Source organism: Kribbella sp. WER1 (assembly GCF_054189145.1).
Genome location: NZ_CM135186.1, coordinates 6639074 through 6660085, shown reverse-complemented (window position 1 = coordinate 6660085; position 21012 = coordinate 6639074). Strand labels below are relative to the sequence as shown.

The following is a 21012-nucleotide window of genomic DNA, read 5'->3' as shown; positions in this document are numbered from 1 at the left end:
GAACGCCGCGGCGGTGTGCGAGCCTTCTCCCTATGACTGTCGAGCATGCTCCGCGCGTCACCACGTCCCCGGACCGCGAAGGACTCGGACGCGCCGCGGCCGCCGCGGCTGCCGCGGTACTCCGGAAGGCGATCGCGGAGACCGGCGGCCCGCGGGTGATGCTGGCGGCCGCCCCGAGCCAGACCGCGACGCTGACGGCGCTCGCCGCGGAGCCGGACCTCGACTGGAGCAAGATCGTCTGCTACCACATGGACGAGTACGTCGGGCTGAGCGCGGACGCGCCGCAGTCGTTCCGGAACTGGCTGCGCCGGACCTTCCTCGAAAAGGTGCCGCAGGCAACTTTCCACCCACTGGACCCGGACGGCGACAGCTATCCGATGGGTGCCGAACCGTTCGACCTGGTGCTGTTCGGCCTCGGCGTGAACGGCCACCTCGCCTTCAACGATCCGCCCGCGGACTTCGCCGACCCGCACGCGACCAGGCGGGTCGCGCTGGACGACGTCAGCCGCCGGCAGCAGGTCGACGAGGGCAACTTCCCGACGCTGGACGACGTACCGACGCACGCCGTCACGGTCACGATCCCCCGGCTGCTGAACGCCCGTACGCTGATCGGCTCGGTCCCCGGCGCGGTCAAACGCCAGGCGGTGCACGACACGCTCACGCAGCCGATCGGCCCGGACCACCCCGGTACGGCGCTCCGCACGCACCCCGACGTACACCTGTTCCTCGACGCGCTATCCGACCCCGAGGTGTAGCCCGCCGGACGCGTCCACGACCTGGCCGGTGATCCACCGGGCCGCGGGCGACGCGAGGTACGCGACCACGTCGGCCACGTCCTCGGCGGTACCGAGCCGGCCGAGTGCGGTGTGCGCGACGATCAGCTCGGTCAGCCCCGGCGCCTCGAAGACCGCGCCGTTCGCGTCGGTCCGGGTCGCACCCGGGGCGACCGCGTTCACCGTGATCCCGCGGGCGCCGAACTCCTGGGCGAGCGTCCGCGTCATCGTCTCCAGCGCGCCCTTCGTCATCGCGAACGAGGTCTGCGCCGGGTTCGCCATCCGGGTCGCGACCGACGAGACCGACACGATCCGCCCGCCGTCGGCCAGTACCGGCAGCAGCCGCTGGATGAGGAAGTACGGCGCCCGGACGTTCACCGCCATCAGCCGGTCGAACTCCGCCTCGGTGTCGCTACCGATCGGACCGGCCGGCAACGCGGCGGCGTTGTTCACGAGTACATCCAACGGCCGCCCGGCCAACCCGGCCGACAACTGCTCGAACACGGCCGAAGCGTCCCCCGGTACACCGAGCTCGGCGCCGACCACGAACCCGCGCCCGCCGATCCGCGCGAGCGTCTCCTCGGCGCCCGCCTTGTCCCGGTGGTAGTGCACCGCGACCTCGGCACCCGCCGCGGCCAGCCGCTCCGCGATCGCCCGCCCGATGCCGCGCGAGGCACCTGTCACCAGCGCGACCTTGCCGTTCATGTTAGAAACTATCATGTTGTTAGTATCTACCACATGAGCTTGAGGGACCGCCAGCGCACAGCCACCCGGCAGCGCATCCAGCAGCAGGCGATCCGCCTGTTCACCGACCGCGGGTACGACGCGACCACGGTGAACGACGTCGCCGACGCGGCCGGTGTCTCGGCGATGACCGTCTACCGGAACTTCCCCACCAAGGAAGACCTGGTCCTGTACGACGAATTCGACCAGCTGACCGCCGCCACGATCGCCGAACTCCCCGCCGACGGCACCCTCACCGACCGCATCGGCCGCACCGTGCTCACGATCCTCGACCGCTCCGCGAACGACCTCCTCCTCGCCCGCCTGCAGCTGATGATCTCCACACCGGCCCTGCAGGCGCGCCACCTGGACAGCCAGTTCCGCCTGCAGGAAGCCTTCGTCGGAGCACTCGACCCCAACCTCGAGTACACCGCCCGCGCCGCCGCAAGCGCCGTACTCGGCGTAACCCACACCGCCCTACTCCGCTGGGCCGCCGGTGACGGCGAGGCTGACCTGGCGGAGCTCTTCCGGGAGGCGTTCGGCGCGGTCTTCGGTCACGCTCCCTGAGCGTGCTCGGCGAGGTCGAAGACGTTGCCCTCCGGGTCGGCCAGCGTGATCCAGTGGGTGCCGTATTCGTTGTGCTCGTCGAGGCGCTTGGCGCCGAGGCCGACGAGGCGATCGACCTCGGCCGGCCAGTCGGCGGTGGCGAGGTCGAGGTGCAGGCGGTTCTTGCCGGTGCGCGGCTCCGGGACCTGCAGGAACATCAGCGTCGGGCCGGTCGCGGCGCGGTTCACGGTGGCGTAGAACTCGTTGGCCTCGGCATCTACTTCGGTCGACAGCACGGCGGCCCAGAAGGTGGCCAGCATCTTCGCGTCCGTGCAGTCGACGGCGATGTTCTCGAGGGTGATCGACATGGTGGTTCAGCCTTTCAGGACAGGGATCCGCTGGATCGGCCAGCAGACATCGGTGCGGTAGTCGGCCGGGTCGGGGGTGTCCCCGGGGCCGATCGGATACAGCTCGCGGATCGGGCCCGGCGCGACCTCGCAGTACTCCGCGACGTGGCTGCCGAGGGCGCCGTACGTGCGGTCGAAGTCGGTCATGTGGCCCGCGTGGACGGCGATCGCGAAGTACCCACCGGGCAGGTCGACGAGCTCGACGCCGTCGGCCGCCGGCTGGTCGAGCGGGACCGGGTGGAACGCGACCACCTCGCCCTCGTCCTCGGTGAAGAACTCGTCGCTGTACGTCGCGCCGGACGACCCGTGGATCCCGGCCGTGACCGCGCCGAGCCGGCCGTAGGCGAACTCGCACCACGGCCCGATCTCCGAGCGGAGCACCTGACCGCGGACGCCGTACGCCCGGAACGGCGGGACGAACCGGTAGGTCACGTCGAGCACCGGCCGCCCCGGGGTGAGCAGCTCCCGGAGCGAGGCGACGACGTCGCGGGTGTGCGCGAGCTCCTGCTCCATCCGCTCGAGGTGGGTACGGAGCGTCTCCTCACGAGCCGCGCCGTCCCCCGCCTCGACGACGGAACGCACATCCGCCAACGGCATCCGCAGTTCGCGCAGCCGGCGAATCAGCAGCGCCGTATCCACCTGCCCGGTCCCGTACCGCCGATACCCCGACGAAGCATCCACCGAGACCGGCGCCAGCAGCCCGATCTCGTGGTAGTGGTGCAGGGTCTTCACACTCAGGTGGGTGAGTCGCGAGAACTCACCCACCGTCACCGTCGCCGTCATGCGACAAGCTTCCACCCTCCGGTAACCGGAGGGTCAAATCACCCGCGATGCCGCGTCAGGACACCGTCCACTTCTGGTTGGCTGCGCCGGTGCAGGTCCACAGTTGGAGGGGCGTGCTGTTGGTGGAGACGTTGCCGGTGACGTCGAGGCACTTGTTTGCCTGTGGGTTCACCAGATCTCTCCCGCTCGTGTAGGTCCATTGCTGGGCGGCCGATCCGTTGCACGAGTACAGCTGCACCCGGGCGCCGTTCGCCACGGAGCCGCTCGATACGTCGAGGCACTTGCCCAGCGCCCGCACGGTTCCGTCGCCAGGGCGCTGCCACTGCTGGGCCGTCGTACCGTTGCAGTCGTACAGCTGGACCGCCGTACCGTCCGCGCTGCTCGCACCGGCGACGTCCATGCACTTTCCGGCCAGCCCGGTGATCTGGCCGGCGCCGCCGGTGCTCTGCGAGCCGGACCAGGTGAACGTCGCCGACGTCTGCGTCGGCAGCGTGTAGACGAAGGACTGCGAGCCCCAGTTCACCCGCACCGACTGCGAGCTGCCCGTGGTGTTGTACGCGATCAGGGCCTTCGAGCCGTCCGGGTTCTTCCACGCGACGTTCTTCACCGAGTTGTTCGCGGTGGAGTCGATCCGCAACGCCCCGGGCTTCACGAACTTCGTCAGGTGGCCCATCGTGTAGTACTCGATCGTCTTGGTGACCTGCCCGCGCTGGGCGTCGTTCCGGTGCACGGTGACGAGCCCGGTGCACACGTTGCACCCGGCACCGACGTACGGCAGGTGGTTCTCGTCCAAGGCGATGCCCCACTTGACCCATGACTTGTCCCAGTTGCGGGTGTAGTCGATCAGGTTGTTCATGTCCTCGGTCTGCTGGTTCCCGATCCAGGTGCCGCCCGAGTGCTCGGTCATGTACGCGTTCACCGACGGGTACTGGTTGTGGATCTGGGTCTGCAGGCTGACATCGCCGCCGTATCCGTGCCAGGCGATCCCCCCGAAGTTCGGATCGTTGCGCAGAGCAGCATCGGCAAGAGGCACCGAGCCGAGGTCGTTGTAGTTGCCCCAGTTGTAGTCGAGGATCAGCACCTTCGTGGTCAGCCCGGCGGCGTGCAGCGCGGGCAGCAGGTTGTTCTTGGTGAACTCGAGCAGCCCCGACCCGTTCCAGTTCATCGACGCGTACCCGGTGCTGTCGGTTCCGCAGCAGGTGGGCTCGTTCTGCACCGAGACGTAGTCGATGTGGTTGCCCTGGGCCTCGTTCTGCTGCAGGTACTTCACGAAGTACTGCGCGTACATCGGCGCGTACTCCCACTTCAGCCACCCGCGGTGCACGAAGTCGTTGTTGTCCTTCATCCACGCCGGCGCACTCCACGGCGACCCCATCACCTTCAGGTTCGGGTTCAACGCCCGTGCCTGTTTGGTCAGCGGTACGACGTCCGCCAGGTCGTGCTGGATGCTGAAGTCGTTCAGGTCGCAGCACGTGTCGTCGTAGGAGTAGTTGAACCGGGCGAGGTCGGACGCGCCCATCGGGTTCCGGACGAAGGACAGGCCGATCCCGTTCACCGGGTCGAACAGGTCCTTCATCACCTGGTCGCGGGTCGCGGCCGAGATCACGCCACTGCTGTTCAGCAGCCACGCGGAGCTGTCCGCGAACGACGCGCCGCCGCCCTCGAAGGACTGGTACGTCGTGTTCTCGTTGATCGTGACGGTCTGGTCCGCGGAACCGCCGGCCGGGCCGAAGTTCACCGGGGTCTGCTGCTGCAGTCCGCGGGTCACCGAGCGGCCGCCCGAGTCGTTGGTGGTGGTGAGCCAGACGTTGACCTGTTCGCCGGCGGCCTGGGCCGGTGCGGCGGTTCCGACGCCGAGGCCGGCGGCAGCCACGCAGAGCGCAGCGACGACCGGCGGCAGGAAGCGTTTCATGGGGGCGGTTCTCCCTTGTTTCAAGGGGGTTCATGGACGGCGTCTGCCCGCGCCGCAACTGGTTGTCACCACGAGACAACCATCGGTGAGCAGCCGTGTCAACGGCGCGCGGAGACTTTTTTCAAGTCGTTGAATTAGTCCAGGGCTTGACGTGGGAGCGTTCTCACGGCACGCTGCGGCGCACATACACCCTCATTCAGACGCCCCCGGAAATGAGGTACTCATGAAGCGTCCCCGGATGCTCGCGCTCGTCGCGATCGGTGCCGTCGCAGTCGGCACCGCCCTCCTCCAACCGGCCGCCTCCGGCCATCAGCAGGCGTCCGCCGCCCAGACGGCGACGGTCTGGGAGGACAACTTCGACGGCCCGGCCGGCCAGGCCCCCGATCCCGCCAAGTGGCGGTACGACATCGGCGGCAACGGCTGGGGCAACGACGAACGCGAGTACTACACCGACAGCCGCAACAACTCCGCGCTGGACGGCAACGGCAACCTGGTGATCACCGCCCGGCAGGAGAACGGCGGCTACCAGTGCCACTACGGCCCGTGCCAGTACACCTCGGCCCGGCTGCTCACCGCGCAGACGTTCACCCAGACGTACGGCCGGTTCGAGGCCCGGATCAAGATCCCCCGCGGACAGGGGATCTGGCCGGCGTTCTGGATGCTCGGCGGCGGCAACTGGCCGAACGACGGCGAGATCGACATCATGGAGAACATCGGCAAGGAGCCGGCCACCGTGCACGGCACGATCCACGGTCCGGGGTACTCCGGCGCCGGCGGGATCGGTGCCGCGTACAACCATCCGAACGGCTGGTCGTTCGCCGACGACTTCCACACGTTCGCGGTCGACTGGGCGCCGGACTCGATCACCTGGTACGTCGACGGCGTGCAGTACCAGCGCCGTACGCCGGCCGACCTGAACGGCAACCAGTGGGTCTTCAACCACCCGTTCTTCATGATCCTGAACCTCGCGGTCGGCGGGTACTGGCCGGGCTACCCGGACGGCAGCACACAGATGCCGCAGACCATGACCGTCGACTACGTCCGCGTCACCACGCTCGGCAGCTCCGGCGGCGGCGGTTCGCAGATCACCGGCCTGGCCGGCAAGTGCCTCGACGTCGCCGGCGCGAACGCCGCCGACGGTACGACGGTCCAGCTGTACGACTGCAACACGACGATCGCCCAGCAGTGGTCCCGCCCGGGCGACGGCACGATCCGGGCCCTCGGCAAGTGCCTCGACGTCGCGAACGCCGGAGTTGCCGACGGCACCAGAGTGCAACTGGCAACCTGTAACGGAAACGCCGCCCAGCAATGGGTTTACAGCTCCGGGCACGATCTGGTGAACCCGAAGGCGAACAAGTGCCTCGATGTCACCGGCAACAATTCCGCGAACGCCACCCCGACCCAGATCTGGACCTGCACCGGCGGGGCCAACCAGAAGTGGACGGTCTGAGCGGAAACTATTCGTCGCAATACGGCGATTAGTTTCCGGAAAGCACGCCACCGTCACGGAGGAGGCGTACTACGGGGAGGGTCGCGGCGCCGAGAGCCACGGCGTCGCGGCCCAGTTCGCAGAGCACGATCTCGACCTGCGCGTACGGCCGCCGGAGCGCGTGCTTCGCGGCCTCGGCCCGCAGCTCGTCCAGGTACTTCTCCCCCAGCAGCAGCCCGGCCCAGCCGCCGAGCACGATCCGCTCGGGGTTGACCAGGTTCACCAGGTTCGCGAATCCGGCCGCCAGGTAGCCGATCGTGTCCGCCACAACGGTTGCCGCGGGCTCCTTCCCGGACTCCAGCAGTTCGACGAACGCGGTCTCCTCGTCGGTCTCGACGATCCCGCCGGCGAGCCGGTACCGGTCCAGCACGCCCTCGGCGCCGACGTACGCCTCGAGGCAGCCGAGGGCACCGCAGCGGCACTGCCGGCCGCCGTACACGATCGTCATGTGGCCCCATTCGCCCGCACTGCTGCGCGCGCCGCGGTAGCTGGATCCGCCTGCCACCAAGGCCGATCCGACGCCGGACCCGACCAGCGCGACGACCGCGTCGGTCGCGCCACGGCCCGCGCCGAACCACATCTCCGCCTGCCCCAGCATGTTCGCGCCGTTGTCCAGGTGCACCGGTATGTCGGTGCCCTCGGCAAGCATCGCGGCGAGCGGTACGGCGTCCCAACCGAGCGTCTGCGCGTCGACGACCGCGTTGTCCTCGACCACGCCGGAGACCGCGACACCGAGCCCGAGCACCTGCGCGGACCGGACGCCGGACGTCGCGATCACCGTCGAAAGCCCTTCCAGGACGTGCTTCACGACCTCCTCGGGCGTCGGCGAGCTGATCGGGTGGTCGGCCCGGGCCAGCACGTTCATCGCCAGGTCGAACAGCTCCACCCGGACCCGGGTCTCCCCAACCTCGGCGCCGACGACGTACCGGAAGGCCGGCGCCACCCGCAGCAGCACCCGCGGCCGGCCGCCCTCGGACTCGACCGAACCGGCCTCCTCGACCACACCCTCGGCGATCAGCTCCGCGACCAGGTTGCTGACGCTGGCGGCGCTCAGCGAGGTCCGGACGGTCAGTTCCTGGCGGCTCAGCGGGCCCTCGCGGTAGATGCTGGTGAGGATCACCGAGCGGTTGGACCGGCGCATGTCGCGCACCGTTGTCCGGCGTACTTCCATCCTCGACCTCACACCGTGATCGACACAGCCGGCCCCGCGCAGGCCGCTCGTCCCCGAGTTCATCACGTCACCCCCGGCGGCGGAAGATCCCCCTTTCTCCAGGTTGTGAACTAAGACGCGATTCGTTACCGCTCCGTGATTGACGACCCCTTCCCCACTCGGCTTGTATCTACGGAACCGCTTCCGCAACCGGTTCCGGCCAGTTCACCCCGACCGCCCGAGGGGAGTCAGCGTGTCGATCACGATCGCCGATGTCGCGCGCCGTGCCGGCGTCAGCAAGACCACCGTGTCGCGCGTCCTGAACGGCAAGGGCGAGCTGGACCTGCGGACCGCCGAACGCGTCCGGCAGGTGATCGAGGAGCTCGGGTACGTACCGAGCGCCCGCGCCGTCGGGCTGGCCCGCGGCCGGACCCGGATCGTCGGGATGCTGGTGCCGTCGCTGACCTGGCCGTGGATGGGCGAGGTCCTGCAGGGCGTCGTCGACGTGGTCGAGAGCGAGGGCTACGGGCTGCTGCTGTTCACCGTCAACCGGGGCGCCGAGTCCATGCAGCAGTTCGCGTCCCAGGTGTCGTCGCAGTCCTTCGACGGCCTGCTGGTGATCGAGCCGGAGGGCACGCTGACGTACATCGAGCAACTGCACGCCCGCGGCCTGCCGGTGGTCCTGATCGACGACCGCGACCACCGGCCGCAGTTCCCGTCCGTTGCCACCACCAACTACGCGGGCGGCGAGTCGGCCGCCCGGCACCTGCTGGAGCTCGGCCGCCGCCGGCCGCTGGTGATCACCGGCGTCGAACGCTTCGGCTGTACCCGCGAACGCCTGGACGGTTTCCGCGACACCTACGCGGCGGCCGGGATCGAGCTCGACCCGAGACTCGTGCACGAAGGCGACTTCACCTACGAGAGCGGGCGCCGCGGCGTCCGGCAGACCCTCGACGAACGGCTCGAGTTCGACGCGGTCTTCGCGCACAACGACCTGTCCGCCGGCGGCGCGATCCAGGCGGTCCGGGAGACCGGGCGGAACGTGCCGGGCGACGTCTCCATCGTCGGCTTCGACGACATCCCGTACGCCGTCCACACCGAGCCGCCGCTGACCACGGTGCATCAGCCGATGCGCCAGATGGGCCAGGCCGCGGCGCGGATGCTGATGGGGTACTTCGGCGGCACGCCGCTGCCGGACGACCCGCAAGTACTGCCGACGACGCTGATCGTCCGCAGTTCAACCGCCCCGCTGAACCAATCCCCGGCCAGGTCCCACTAGAAGCCCCGGCGGCGGGGCAGCTGCCCCTGCTCCGCCGTCGGCGTACCTGTCTCGAACGGCATGAGCTCTTCCCATGAGAGCGCTTTCACGCCACTATGCACTGGCCCACCGGCTCAGGGTGGGCCATCCGCCAACGAAACACAGGAGGAACCGATGCGAGCACGACGTTTCGTCGCGCTGGCCGCCACAGGCCTGCTCGCGGCAGCCACCCTGGCTGCCTGCAGTAACGGGGACGGGAAGGCCGCCGGCAGCAGTTCGGGCAGCGGCGCGACCGTACTGAACATCGGCATGCCGAACGGTCCGCAGACCGAGAACAACAACCCGTTCCTCGGCTCCTCCGCGGGCGCCTCGCTCGGGTACCGCTGGATGATCTACGAACCGCTGGTGATGATCAACGGGATCAAGCCGACCGAGCCCGGCAAGCCGTGGCTGGCGACCGAGTGGAAGTGGGACGCCAACTACACCAAGCTGTCGTTCACGATCCGCGACGGCGTGAAGTGGTCCGACGGCAAGCCGCTGACCGCGGACGACGTCGCCTACTCGTTCCAGCTGCGCAAGGACCACGACGCGCTGAACACCGACGCGATCCCGTACGGCACGATCACCGCCTCCGGCAACAAGGTGGACCTGACCTTCGCCCGGTCGCAGTTCACCAATCAGAACAAGATCCTGACCGTGTTCGTGGTCCCGAAGCACCAGTGGTCGACGATCGCGGACCCGACCCAGGACACCCTGAAGAACGCGATCGGCACCGGCCCGTACACGGTCAAGTCGTTCACGCCGCAGACCACCACGCTGACGCTGCGGGACTCGTACTGGCAGGACCTCCCGAAGGTCAAGGAGCTGCGGTACACGTCGTACAACGACAACAACGCGCAGACCACCGCGCTGGCGAACGGCTCGTCGGAGTGGAGCTTCGTGTTCGTCCCGAACGTGAAGGCCGTCTACCAGGACAAGGACCCGAAGAACCACAAGCTCTGGTTCCCGGCGAACCTCGGCATCCACGGCCTGTGGATCAACACCACCCGCAAGCCCTTCGACAACCCGGCACTGCGCCGCGCGATGAACCTGGTGATCAACCGCGACGACATCTTCAACCAGGGTGAGGCCGGGTACTTCTACCCGAAGGTCGAGTCGATGACCGGTATCCCGACGCCGGCCGGTGAGCCGTTCATCGCGCCGGAGTTCAAGGGCAAGAACCACGCGGTCGACGTCGACGGCGCGAAGAAGGAGCTCACCGACGCGGGCTTCAAGCTCGACGGCGACACGCTCAAGGACCCGACCGGCAAGCCGGTGACGATCACGCTGACCGACCCGGCCGGCTGGTCCGACTACATCACCGACCTGGAGATCATCAAGGACAACCTGTCCACGATCGGCATCAAGGCGACCGTCGACAAGGCCAACCAGGACGCCTGGACGAAGAACATCGACACCGGCAACTTCGACGCCGCGATGCACTGGACGAACGGCGGCGCGACGCCGTACGACATCTACCAGAACATCATGGACGGCAAGATCCTGAAGCCGGTCGGCAAGGGCGGCGTGAGCGGCAACTACGGGCGGTTCAACAGCCCGGAGGCGACCAAGGCTCTGGACCAGTACGCGAACGCCGCGGACGACGCGACCCGGACCGCCGCACTGAACACCCTGCAGAAGATCATGGTCGAGCAGATGCCGATCATTCCCACCTCGGCGTCCAACGTCGGCGGTTTGTACAGCACCAAGAACTGGGTCGGCTGGCCCGACGAGCAGAACCAGTACGGGCCGGCGCAGCCGACCCAGCAGAACGCGCTGCAGATCATCCTGAACCTGAAGCCGGCCGGCAGCCAATGACGGTCACCGAGACCGAGGTCGTGCTGGAAGCCGACGGCCTCACCAAGCACTTCCCGGTACGGCGGGGCGTGCGCGACCTGCTCAGCCGCGAGCACAAGGCGGTGCATGCGGTCGACGACGTCCAGCTCACGCTCCGCCGCGGGCGGGTGACCGCGCTGGTCGGCGAGTCCGGTTCGGGCAAGTCGACCGTCGCGCGGCTGCTCGCCCAGCTGTACGGGCGGACCGCCGGGGACATCCGGCTGCACGGCGAACCGGTCACGGTCCGCGGCGGCCGGAAGTTCCGGGCGTACGCCCGCAAGGTGCAGATGATCTTCCAGGACCCGTTCGCCTCGCTGAACCCGACGCACACCGTGCGGTACCACCTGACCCGGTCGCTGCGGATCCACGGCCGGGCGGGTGACCTCGAGGAGAATCTGCGGGCGCTGCTGGAGCAGGTCCAGCTGACTCCCCCGGAGCGGTACCTCGACAAGTTTCCGCACGAGTTGTCCGGCGGCCAGCGGCAGCGGGTGTCGATCGCCCGCGCGCTGGGCGCCGACCCCGAGGCGCTGCTCGCGGACGAGCCGGTGTCGATGCTCGACGTGTCGATCCGGCTCGGCGTACTGAACCTGCTCCGGGACCTGAAGGAACGGCTCGACCTGGCGATCCTCTACATCACCCACGACATCGCGTCCGCGCGGTACTTCGCCGACGAGACGCTGGTGATGTACGCCGGCCGGATGGTCGAGGGCGGCGACTCCGAGACGGTCACCCAGCACCCGGCGCACCCGTACACGCGGCTGCTGATCGAGAGCGCACCGGATCCGGACCGGCTCGGGCAGCTGAGCACGCCGGAGGACCAGGCCGGCGGGGAACCGCCGAGCCTGATCGCGCCGCCGGGCGGCTGCCGGTTCAACCCACGCTGCGTGCACGCGATGCCGAAGTGCGCGACCGACCTCCCGCCGCGCTTCGAACTGCCGGCTGCCGGTCATTGGGCCGCGTGCTGGCTGTACGAGGAAGGTGCGGCGACGTGAAGTTCCTCCTGCAGCGGTTGGCGTTCTACGTCTTCACGGCGTGGGCGGCGCTGACCATCAACTTCTTCATCCCGCGGCTGATCCCGGGCGATCCGGTGACGTCGCTGATCAACAAGTTCCAGGGCCAGCTGAGCACCGACGCGATCCAGTCGCTGTACGTGCTGTTCGGCCTGGACAAGAACGCGTCGCTGTGGAGCCAGTACCTCGACTACTGGAAGCAGGTCTTCCACGGCGACCTCGGGCTGTCGTTCACGTTCTTCCCGACACCGGTTTCGGAAATCCTCCGGCAGAGCCTTCCGTGGACGATCGCGCTGGTCGGCATCACGACATTCGCCAGCTTCCTGATCGGTACGTCGCTGGGCGTGATCGCGGGCTGGCGGCGCGGCTCGATCATGGACGGGTTGTTGCCGGTGACAACCTTCCTGTCGTCGATCCCGTACTTCTGGCTCGGGCTGCTGGCGATCGCGCTGTTCGCCGGGCCGGACAGCTTCTTCCCGTCGTCCGGCGGGTACGAGCCGGGCCTGGTGCCGTCGTGGAGCTCCGGCTTCATCGGCAGCGCCGTACAGCACAGTCTGCTGCCGGCGGCGACGATCCTGATCTCGTCGGTCAGCGGCTGGATCCTGACCATGCGGAACATGATGGTGACGGTCGCGTCCGAGGACTACATCACCGTCGCCCATGCCAAGGGTCTGCCGGAGCGCCGGGTGATGGTGAGCTACGCGGCCCGGAACGCGTTGTTGCCGAACGTTTCCGGGTTCGCGTTGTCGCTCGGCTTCATCGTCGGCGGGACGCTGCTCGTGGAGATCGTGTTCTCGTATCCAGGCATCGGCTACAACCTGTTCCAGGCGGTCGGCGCGAAGGACTACCCGTTGATGCAGGGCGTGTTCCTGGTGATCACGTTGTCCGTCCTGGTCGCGAACCTGCTCGCCGACGTCGCGTACCTGCTCCTCGACCCGCGCACCCGGAAGGAGGGCTGATGACCGCCACCATCACCGCGGTGACACCCACGACCGCGGCTCCGGCCAAGCGGCGGCGACTGCGGTTCGTCGCGAACCCGAAGGCCGCGACCGGTCTCGTCGTCCTCGCGTTCTTCTGCCTGATCGCGATCATCGGCCCGTGGATCGCGCCGTACGACCCGTCGGCCCGAAGCAGCGACCTGATCCAGGCGCCGTCCGGCAGGCACTGGTTCGGCACCACGCACCTCGGGCAGGACATCTTCAGCCAGGTGCTGGTCGGGACCCGCGGCGTGATGTTCGTCGGGCTGCTGGCCGGACTCGTCGCGACCACGCTGTCGATCCTGATCGGGGTCAGCGCGGGCTTCCTCGGCGGTGCCGCGGACGACGGGCTCTCCGCGTTGTCCAACGTCTTCCTGGTGATTCCGGCGCTGCCGCTGATCATCATCGTTGCCTCGACCATCCCATCGGCCGGCGACCTGATGGTTGCCCTGGTCATCGGGTTCACGTCCTGGGCGTGGGGTGCGCGGGTACTGCGCGCGCAGACGTTGTCGCTGCGCCGGCGGGACTACGTGGAGGCGGCGCGGGCGACCGGTGAGAGCACCTGGCGGCTGATCACGTTCGAGATCATGCCGAACCTGACCGCGATCATCGCGTCCGGATTCGTCGGCACGGTGATCTTCGCGGTGATGTCCGAGATCACGCTGGCGTTCATCGGCATCTCGACGATCTCCGAGTGGAACTGGGGGACGATCCTGTTCTGGGCGCAGTCGCAGCAGGCGCTGGCGCAGGGCGCGTGGTGGTGGTTCGTCCCGGCGGGGCTCGCGATCGCCGTGCTGGGCACTGCGCTGTCGCTGGTCAACTTCGGCATCGACGAGTTCGTCAGCCCGCGATTGCGCTCCAGCGGTCACACCCGCGTGAAGACCAAGGACGGCCGGTCGGTACGGATGCGGGTCGGGTTCACGCCGGTGCTCTCGTCGCAGGAACCGGTGACCCCCCGTCGTACGGCGGCGTGAGGAGGAGGTCGCGTGAAGACGCCCGTACTGGAGATCAAGAACTTCCACGTCGACTACGGCCTGGGTTCGGAGGCGGTGCAGGCCGTGCGCGACGTGACGCTCACGTTGCACCGCGGCGAAGTACTCGGGCTCGCCGGCGAGAGCGGCAGCGGGAAGTCGACGCTGGCGTACGGCGTGACCCGGCTGCTGCCGCCGCCCGGCGTGATCAGCGGCGGGTCGGTGATCTACCACCCGCCGGGCGGCGATCCGTACGACGTGATGGCGCTGACCGACGCCGAACTGCGCAGGTTCCGCTGGGCGGAGACGTCGATCGTGTTCCAGGGCGCGATGAACTCGCTGAACCCGGTGCACAAGGTCTCCACCCAGATGCTCGACGTGATCAAGGCGCACGAACCCGGGCTGTCCGCACCGGCCCGGACCGCCCGCGCGCAGGACATGCTCAAACTCGTCGGCATCTCCGCGGACCGGATGGACGCGTACCCGCACCAGCTGTCCGGCGGCATGCGGCAGCGGGTGATGATCGGGATGGCGCTCGTCCTCGAGCCGCAGATCGTGATCATGGACGAACCGACCACCGCGCTCGACGTCGTCATGCAACGCCAGATCCTCGCCCAGCTCGTCGAACTCCGCGAACGCCTCGGCTTCTCGGTCCTGTTCATCACCCACGACCTCTCGCTGCTGGTCGAGTTCTCGGACCGGATCGCGATCATGTACGGCGGCCGCATCGTCGAGGAAGCCCGCTCCGCGGACCTGTACCGCGACTCGCTGCACCCGTACAGCGAAGGTCTCCTGCGCTCGTTTCCCGCCCTGCGCGGCGCCCGCCGGGAACTCGCCGGAATCCCGGGCTCGCCGCCTGATCTGCGGGGAATGCCTTCCGGGTGCTCGTTCCATCCCCGTTGTCCACAAGCCTTCGACCGCTGCTCCGAGGACATGCCTGTCCTCGAAGTCTCCCGCAACGACCCCACCCGCTCGGTCGCCTGCTGGCTCCCCGGCCGGACGGCCTAGAAAGGCACCCATGATCTTCCCGAAGACCTTCCGCTGGGGCGTCGCCACCTCCGCCTACCAGATCGAAGGCGCGGTCCACGAGGACGGCCGCACCCCCTCCATCTGGGACACGTTCTGCGAGGTACCGGGCGCGATCGACAACGCCGACACCGGCGACGTCGCCTGCGACCACTACCACCGGATGCCCGAAGACGTTGCCCTGATCAAGGACCTCGGCCTGGACACGTACCGGTTCTCGGTCGCCTGGCCGCGGGTCCAGCCGCGCGGCAAGGGCCCGGTCAACCCGGCCGGCATCGGCTTCTACGACCGGCTCGTCGACGAACTGCTTGCCCAGGGCATCGACCCGTGGGTGACGCTGTACCACTGGGACCTCCCGCAGGAGCTGGAGGACGCGGGCGGCTGGCCGGTCCGGGACACGGCGTACCGGTTCGCGGAGTACGCGATGCTGGTGTTCGACGCGTTGAAGGACCGGGTCGACACGTGGACCACGCTGAACGAGCCGTGGTGCTCGGCGATGCTCGGGTACGCGTACGGCGTCCACGCCCCCGGGCGGCGCGAGTACCCGGCGGCGCTGTCCGCCGTACATCACCTCCTCCTCGGCCACGGCCTCGCCACTCAGGCGATGCGCGAGGCGTCCCCGCGCAAACTCGGCATCGGCATCACGCTCAACGTCGCCACGGCGTACCCCGCCTCCGACGCGGCTCCCGACGTCGACGCCGCCCGCCGCGCCGACGGGATGGGCCGCCGCCTGTACCTCGACCCGCTCGTCCACGGTCACTACCCCGCCGACGTCGTGGCGGACCTGGCCCGCGAAGGCGTCGAACTCCCGATCCAGGACGGCGACCTCGAGATCATCTCCGCCCCCATCGACGTCCTCGGCGTGAACTACTACTTCAGCCAGAAGTTCACCGGCTACGCCGAGAACGGCGCCACCTCCGATGCCGACGGCAACCCGGTCGTCCGCGCCCTTCCACTCGGCAAACCCCGCACCGCCATGGACTGGGAGATAGTCCCCGAAGGCTTCACCGACCTCCTCGTCGGCATCGCCCACGACTACCCCGGCCTCCCCCTGGTCATCACCGAGAACGGCTCGGCCTTCACCGACACCCCCGACGCCTCCGGCTCCGTCGACGACCCCGACCGCACGGCGTACTTCACCTCCCACCTGACCGCCGTCTCCAACGCCATAGCCCAAGGCGCCGACATCCGCGGCTACCTCGCCTGGTCCCTCCTCGACAACTTCGAATGGTCGTACGGCTACGAGAAACGCTTCGGCATCGTCCGAGTCGACTACGAGACCCAACAACGCACTCCCAAGGCCAGCGCCCACTACCTGAAAGACCTGGCGGCCCGGCACCGGCACACGTAGCTCAGCGGGCCGGCGAGCTGAACAGCGGATCTGCGGCCAGCCCGAGGACCACCGCTCGCGTCGGCTCGGTCGTCACCGACGGCTGGGTGGGGTAGGTCACGCGGATGACGATCTCGCTTCCCACCGGGCGCACGTAGCGCACCGTTCGAACGTACTTCGTCCCGTTGCGCCCTTCGGCGTAGTCGCCGCGGCCGCTGTCGGCGAGCTCGACCGAAGTACAGCTGGGCATGTGCAGCAGTTCGGAACAAGCGCCCGTGCGGGCGGTGCCGTAGTTGGTGAGCTCGACCGTCGCTCCGCCCGGCGCGAACCGGCCGACGACGTGTTCCGGATCCTTGATCCCGTTTTCCACGGCGCTCGTCCGAACGAGGTTCAGGAACCGCGCCGTCGTCAGCTCACCGGCCGGGCGGTGTGCCTCGAACACCTGTGCCCGGCGCAGCATCTCGGCGCGCTGAGCTTCGGTCGGTGGTGTCGTTGGCGGTGTGCTCGTCTGCTCCCGACCGGCCACCTGGCTCCCGGTCCTCGGCAGCCAGGAGAAGCCGGCCACCCCCACCGCCACGACCGCGACGGTGGCCGAGACTCCGGTCAGCGCCTGACGGACGCGCAGCCGGCGGCGGCCGGCAGCCAGGTCCTCGGCCGGCGCCCGAGGCAACAGCCCGTCCTGTGCGGTCGCGGCGTCGGCCAGCCGTTCCTGCAGGGTCTTCTCGTCGATCATCGGTGTCCTCCTAGCGCCCGGAACTGGGCGGTCAGCAACTCGTTCAGACGGGCGAGCGCACGGGAACCTTGGCTCTTCACGGTGCCGGTACTGCAGTCCAGGTCGGCGGCGGTCTCCTCGATGGTGAGACCGGCGAAATACCGCAGGACCACGACGCGGCGCTGGCCGGCCGGTAGCTCACCGAGCGCCGCCATCAGCGCCCGCCGGTCCTCGTCGGCGATCCCCTCGTCGGCAACGGGCTGATCCAGACCGTCCAGGCCCGGGGCCTCCCGGCGCCAGGGGCGACGGCTCTCGTCGATCCCGGAGTTCACCAGGATCCGGCGGACGTACGCGTCGACGTTCCCGGACCGCTGCACCCGGTTCCAGGCGACGTACAACTTCATCAGCGCGGTCTGGACGAGATCCTCGGCCTGGTGTACGTCGCCGCACACCAGGTACGCGATCCGTCGCAGGTGCGTCCGGCGCTGCGCGACGTACGCGCTGAACTCGTCGTCCCGTGTTGCCATCCGGCTCCTTTGCTCGCGCTGTCACCGATACATACGGAGCCCACGGCGAAAGTGTTGTCATCGTGCGGCAGGAAGTCCAGGCAGGCGACGCGCCGTCGCTGGGCGCGGTGGGGCCGTGCACGCGGGACGATCGGAGCATGCGCAGAATCGCCCCGTCTGCTGTCATCGTCCTGCTCTTGGCGTTGATCGCCCCCGTCGTCCCGGCTCGTGCTGCTGCCCCACAGCTTTTGGTGGCTGGGTGGACGGCGCCGTTGAGTACTCGTGGGCGGTACATCGTTGATGCCGACGGCAATCGGTTCAGGTTGAAGTCGGCCAACTGGCATGGGGCCAGTGGGACCTGGAACGGGTCCGGGGACCAGAGCAACGACGCCAATCATCACGCCGGGGAGAACAGTCATCGGATGCCGCTCGGGCTGGATCGGGCGGCGATCGGGGACATCATCGCGGGCTTCGCCGAACTCGGTTTGAACAGTGTGCGGTTGCAGTTCTCCAACGAGATGATTCACGACAGTACGCCGGTCCCGGCCGCCGACGTCGCGGCCAACCCGGAGCTGGCGGGGAAGACGCCGCTCGAGGTGTACGACGTGGTCGTGCGGCAGCTGACCGCGGCCGGGTTCGCCGTCATCCTGAACAACCACACCAACACCACCCGCTGGTGCTGCGGGCTCGACGGCAACGAGCGGTGGAACGCGAGCCAGTCCACCGAGACGTGGGAGAACGACTGGCTGTTCATGGTGAACCGCTACAAGAACAACCCGCGCGTGGTCGGCGCCGATCTCTACAACGAGGTACGGCGGGATCTCCTCGACGACCCGAACTGGGGGCTCGGCGACACCCACGACTGGTTCGCCGCCTCGCAGCACCTCGGCGACCGGATCCTCACCGAGGCGAACCCGAACCTGCTGATCGTTGTCGAAGGCATCAACTGGACCGGCATCCCGGCCGACGGACTGCCGCACGACCGTCCGACGCTGACGCCGGCGCGGTACCTGTCCCACACGTTGGTTGCCTCGGACAAGCTCGTGTACTCCGCGCACTTCTACGACTACACCGGCCCGCGGCACAGCGGCGCGACCGGGACCGGTGAGACGCACGACCCGCGGTACCGCGACCTGTCGCCCGAGGAGCTGATCAGCGAGCTCAACCGGCAGGCGTTCTTCGTCACCGGCGAGGAAGGGCATTTCACCGCGCCGTTGTGGATCAGCGAGTTCGGTATCGGGCGCGACGAGACCGGGACGTTACAGCGGGCGTGGTGGGAGCATTTCGTCGACCAGCTGATCCGGACCGACGCCGACTTCGCGTACTGGCCGGCGGTCGGCTGGCACAACCTGACCGGCCCGGACAACGGCTGGGCGCTCCTCGCGTGGGACGTCAACGGCAAGCGGATCGGGCTGTACGACGGCAACGACTGGCGCGCGTCCGCGTGGACGCGGGTGATGAACGCGCCGAGCAAGACCGGTCCGGTCGCGGCGACGACGGTGTGGAAGATGCTCAGCCCGGACCGCGGAGACTTCGTCGAGTCGTTGCGAATGCGCGCCGCCGGCGACTGGGACAACGGCGCACGAAAGGCCGCCTGTCCGGACGGACTGCGGCTGGCCGGGCTCGCACACACGGGCAACCGCGGGTTGTGCCGCTCGGGCGGACCGGCGTGGTCCGGGGCGTACGAGGTGGTGCGCGACGACAGCCACGTGTCAGACGACTGGGCGTCCGGGTACACGAAATACCAATGCGCCGCCGGGTCGTACGCGATCGGCTACAGCGTGCGAGGTGCCCGCGTCTCCTCGATCGTCTGCGCCCAGACGTCGTCGCTGGGTTCGACCGGACGGACGGTCTGGTTCGACCGCGGCGACAACCGCGGCGGGGCCGGCGGTGACTTCGCGAACGGCAACTACAAGGGCCAGTGCGCGGACGACGAGTACGTCGCCGGCATCGCGTTCACGACCCGAGTCGGCTCAAGTGGTACCCCGGACGCCCTGTATTGCCGCAGACTCGTGGGATGATCCCCGCACCCGCGACCACCACGCCCGGCACCGGCACCTTCACGCTCACCGCAACCACCGGCATCACCGCCCCACCGGAGTTGTCCGGCCCGGTAGCCCGCTTCGTCCAAGCGGTCGAAGCCGACACCGGCCTCACCCTGAGCGGCGATACCGGGATCACCGTCGAACTCGCCCCCGTGGACGGCGTCCCACCAGCCACCGGCCTACGCGCCGACGGTGCGCCGGACACCGACGAGCGGCACGGCGTGGAGGTCTCCGCCGACGGCATCCGCGTCTGGGGACCGACTCCGGAAGCGGTCCACCGCGGCCTGACCTCGCTGCGGCAACTCATCTCCGAGCACCTCCACGACGGTACGGCGCTCCTCCCGGCCATGCGCATCGTCGACGGCCCGCGCTTCGCGTGGCGCGGCCTGTCGCTGGACGTCGTCCGGACCTTCCACGGCCCCGACGAGGTACGCCGGATCATCGACATGCTCGACCTCTACAAGCTCAACGTCCTGCACCTGCACCTCACCGACGACCAGGGCTGGCGCGTCGAGGTCCCGTCCCGCCCGGCGCTCACCGAGGTCGGAGCGGCCGGCGCGATCGGCGACCGCCCCGGCGGGTACTACACGCAGGCGGAGCTCGCCGGCCTCGTCGCGTACGCCGCCGACCGGTACGTCACCGTCGTACCGGAGATCGACATGCCCGGTCACACCGCTGCCGTCTTCAAGGCGTACCCGGAGCTCGCTCCGCCGGGCCCGAAGACGGTTGACCTCGGCAACGGTGACCAACTGCACCTCGGCACGCTCGACCCGGCGCGGGACGAGACGTGGACCTTCGTCGAGGAGGTACTCGACGCGGTCGTCCCGCAGTTCCCCGGCAGTGCATACGTACACATCGGCGGCGACGAGACCTGGGGCATGGCCGACGAGGATCACGCCGCGTTCGTCGAGAAGGCGTCGGCGCTGGTCCGGCAGCGCGGCAAGCGGGTCGTCGGCTGGCAGGAGATCGCCCGCGCGCGGCTCCACCCGGCCGACGTCGTGCAGTTCTGGCTCGACCTCGACATCGACGCGATGGGCGACACCACGGAACTCCTTCCGGTCCTGGTCGAAGCACTCGGCAAGGCGAAGTACGACGCCCCGAAGGCCCTCGAGCAGGGCGCGCAGCTGATCGTCTCCCCGGTCACCTGGCTGTACTTCGACCGCCCGCACGCCGACGCGTCCGCGGACCCCGACCAGGAGAAGGCCCGCGAACGCCTCGGCCTGGAGTTCTACGGCGCGGTGTCGATCGAGCACGGCGTCTCCTGGGATCCCGCCGACCTCGTCGCACCGGAGCGGATCGCCGGCGTCGAGGCCGCCATCTGGTGCGAGACGGTCACCAGCTCCGACGATCTCGAACTCCTGCTGCTCCCCCGCATCCCCGGGCTCGCCGAGAAGGCGTGGTCCCACCGAACCGCCGTCGACTGGCCCGACTACGCTGCCCGTCTCGGCCGGCAGTCGCCCGCCTGGCGCAACCGCAGCTGGACGTGGCTGCAATCGACCGAAGTCGACTGGACCTGATC

General features: G+C 68.8%; 19 protein-coding genes. 12 read left to right on the top strand and 7 right to left on the bottom strand.

All coding sequences use genetic code 11. From position 1 onward, the window contains the following. Positions 1-32: 32 nt before the first annotated feature. Positions 33-755, top strand: coding sequence for a 6-phosphogluconolactonase (locus ACXJJ3_RS32550; protein ID WP_458165689.1), 723 nt, complete (start codon positions 33-35; stop codon positions 753-755). Here the strand turns inward: ACXJJ3_RS32550 and ACXJJ3_RS32545 are convergent. Further along, complete coding sequence (locus ACXJJ3_RS32545; protein ID WP_458165688.1) at positions 735-1478, bottom strand: SDR family NAD(P)-dependent oxidoreductase; 744 nt, start codon at positions 1476-1478, stop codon at positions 735-737. The two genes, ACXJJ3_RS32550 and ACXJJ3_RS32545, sit on opposite strands and share 21 nt — an antisense overlap. 33 nt (positions 1479-1511) lie before the next feature. On the opposite strand from ACXJJ3_RS32545, the gene ACXJJ3_RS32540 reads away from it, so the two are divergent. After that, positions 1512-2063: a TetR/AcrR family transcriptional regulator gene (locus tag ACXJJ3_RS32540; protein ID WP_458165687.1), complete on the top strand. Its 552-nt coding sequence runs from the start codon at positions 1512-1514 to the stop codon at positions 2061-2063. On the opposite strand, the gene ACXJJ3_RS32535 is transcribed toward ACXJJ3_RS32540, so the two are convergent. Genes ACXJJ3_RS32535 through ACXJJ3_RS32525 form a run of 3 tightly spaced genes read right to left on the bottom strand, consistent with a single transcriptional unit; the run spans position 2051 to position 5144 of the window. After that, entirely contained in the window at positions 2051-2410 is a 360-nt protein-coding gene (locus ACXJJ3_RS32535) for a VOC family protein (protein ID WP_458165686.1), read from the bottom strand. The two genes, ACXJJ3_RS32540 and ACXJJ3_RS32535, sit on opposite strands and share 13 nt — an antisense overlap. Positions 2411-2416: 6 nt before the next feature. Beyond that, positions 2417-3232, bottom strand: coding sequence for a MerR family transcriptional regulator (locus ACXJJ3_RS32530; protein ID WP_458165685.1), 816 nt, complete (start codon positions 3230-3232; stop codon positions 2417-2419). A 55-nt stretch (positions 3233-3287) separates the two neighbouring features. Beyond that, positions 3288-5144 (bottom strand): ricin-type beta-trefoil lectin domain protein, encoded by a 1857-nt coding sequence (locus ACXJJ3_RS32525; protein WP_458165684.1) that lies wholly within the window; start codon positions 5142-5144, stop codon positions 3288-3290. 223 nt (positions 5145-5367) lie between these two features. Here ACXJJ3_RS32525 and ACXJJ3_RS32520 point away from each other — a divergent pair, with 223 nt between their 5' ends. Continuing rightward, positions 5368-6594, top strand: coding sequence for a family 16 glycosylhydrolase (locus ACXJJ3_RS32520; RefSeq protein ID WP_458165683.1), 1227 nt, complete (start codon positions 5368-5370; stop codon positions 6592-6594). Between the two features lie 28 nt (positions 6595-6622). On the opposite strand, the gene ACXJJ3_RS32515 is transcribed toward ACXJJ3_RS32520, so the two are convergent. Next, positions 6623-7774, bottom strand: coding sequence for an ROK family transcriptional regulator (locus ACXJJ3_RS32515; RefSeq protein WP_458165682.1), 1152 nt, complete (start codon positions 7772-7774; stop codon positions 6623-6625). A gap of 262 nt (positions 7775-8036) precedes the next feature. Between ACXJJ3_RS32515 and ACXJJ3_RS32510 the strand changes: the two genes are divergently transcribed. The 7 genes from ACXJJ3_RS32510 to ACXJJ3_RS32480 all read left to right on the top strand — a co-directional run bounded on the left by ACXJJ3_RS32510 (position 8037) and on the right by ACXJJ3_RS32480 (position 16251). Further along, positions 8037-9062, top strand: a complete 1026-nt coding sequence (locus ACXJJ3_RS32510) for a LacI family DNA-binding transcriptional regulator (protein WP_458165681.1) — start codon at positions 8037-8039, stop codon at positions 9060-9062. Between the two features lie 153 nt (positions 9063-9215). Continuing rightward, positions 9216-10898: an ABC transporter substrate-binding protein gene (locus tag ACXJJ3_RS32505; RefSeq protein WP_458165680.1), complete on the top strand. Its 1683-nt coding sequence runs from the start codon at positions 9216-9218 to the stop codon at positions 10896-10898. Continuing rightward, entirely contained in the window at positions 10895-11908 is a 1014-nt protein-coding gene (locus tag ACXJJ3_RS32500; protein WP_458165679.1) for an ABC transporter ATP-binding protein, read from the top strand. The genes ACXJJ3_RS32505 and ACXJJ3_RS32500 overlap by 4 nt, the downstream gene beginning before the upstream one ends. After that, positions 11905-12885, top strand: a complete 981-nt coding sequence (locus ACXJJ3_RS32495; RefSeq protein ID WP_458165678.1) for an ABC transporter permease — start codon at positions 11905-11907, stop codon at positions 12883-12885. The genes ACXJJ3_RS32500 and ACXJJ3_RS32495 overlap by 4 nt, the downstream gene beginning before the upstream one ends. Beyond that, positions 12885-13877: an ABC transporter permease gene (locus tag ACXJJ3_RS32490; protein WP_458165677.1), complete on the top strand. Its 993-nt coding sequence runs from the start codon at positions 12885-12887 to the stop codon at positions 13875-13877. The genes ACXJJ3_RS32495 and ACXJJ3_RS32490 overlap by 1 nt, the downstream gene beginning before the upstream one ends. Before the next feature lie 12 nt (positions 13878-13889). After that, positions 13890-14882: an ABC transporter ATP-binding protein gene (locus ACXJJ3_RS32485; RefSeq protein WP_458165676.1), complete on the top strand. Its 993-nt coding sequence runs from the start codon at positions 13890-13892 to the stop codon at positions 14880-14882. Between the two features lie 10 nt (positions 14883-14892). After that, complete coding sequence (locus tag ACXJJ3_RS32480; RefSeq protein ID WP_458165675.1) at positions 14893-16251, top strand: GH1 family beta-glucosidase; 1359 nt, start codon at positions 14893-14895, stop codon at positions 16249-16251. Position 16252: 1 nt separating this feature from the next. On the opposite strand, the gene ACXJJ3_RS32475 is transcribed toward ACXJJ3_RS32480, so the two are convergent. Beyond that, on the bottom strand, positions 16253-16963 hold the full coding sequence (locus ACXJJ3_RS32475; protein ID WP_458165674.1) for a hypothetical protein: 711 nt from the start codon (positions 16961-16963) through the stop codon (positions 16253-16255). Then, a complete protein-coding gene (locus ACXJJ3_RS32470) occupies positions 16960-17469 on the bottom strand; it encodes a SigE family RNA polymerase sigma factor (RefSeq protein WP_458165673.1) in 510 nt (169 codons plus the stop codon). Before ACXJJ3_RS32470 ends, ACXJJ3_RS32475 begins: the two co-directional genes overlap by 4 nt. Positions 17470-17606: 137 nt before the next feature. On the opposite strand from ACXJJ3_RS32470, the gene ACXJJ3_RS32465 reads away from it, so the two are divergent. Next, complete coding sequence (locus ACXJJ3_RS32465; RefSeq protein ID WP_458165672.1) at positions 17607-19469, top strand: glycoside hydrolase family 5 protein; 1863 nt, start codon at positions 17607-17609, stop codon at positions 19467-19469. Beyond that, the gene (locus tag ACXJJ3_RS32460; protein ID WP_458165671.1) at positions 19466-21010 is read left to right on the top strand and encodes a beta-N-acetylhexosaminidase; all 1545 of its coding nucleotides are present in this window, start codon (positions 19466-19468) and stop codon (positions 21008-21010) included. The genes ACXJJ3_RS32465 and ACXJJ3_RS32460 overlap by 4 nt, the downstream gene beginning before the upstream one ends. The last annotated feature ends 2 nt before the right edge of the window (positions 21011-21012 follow it).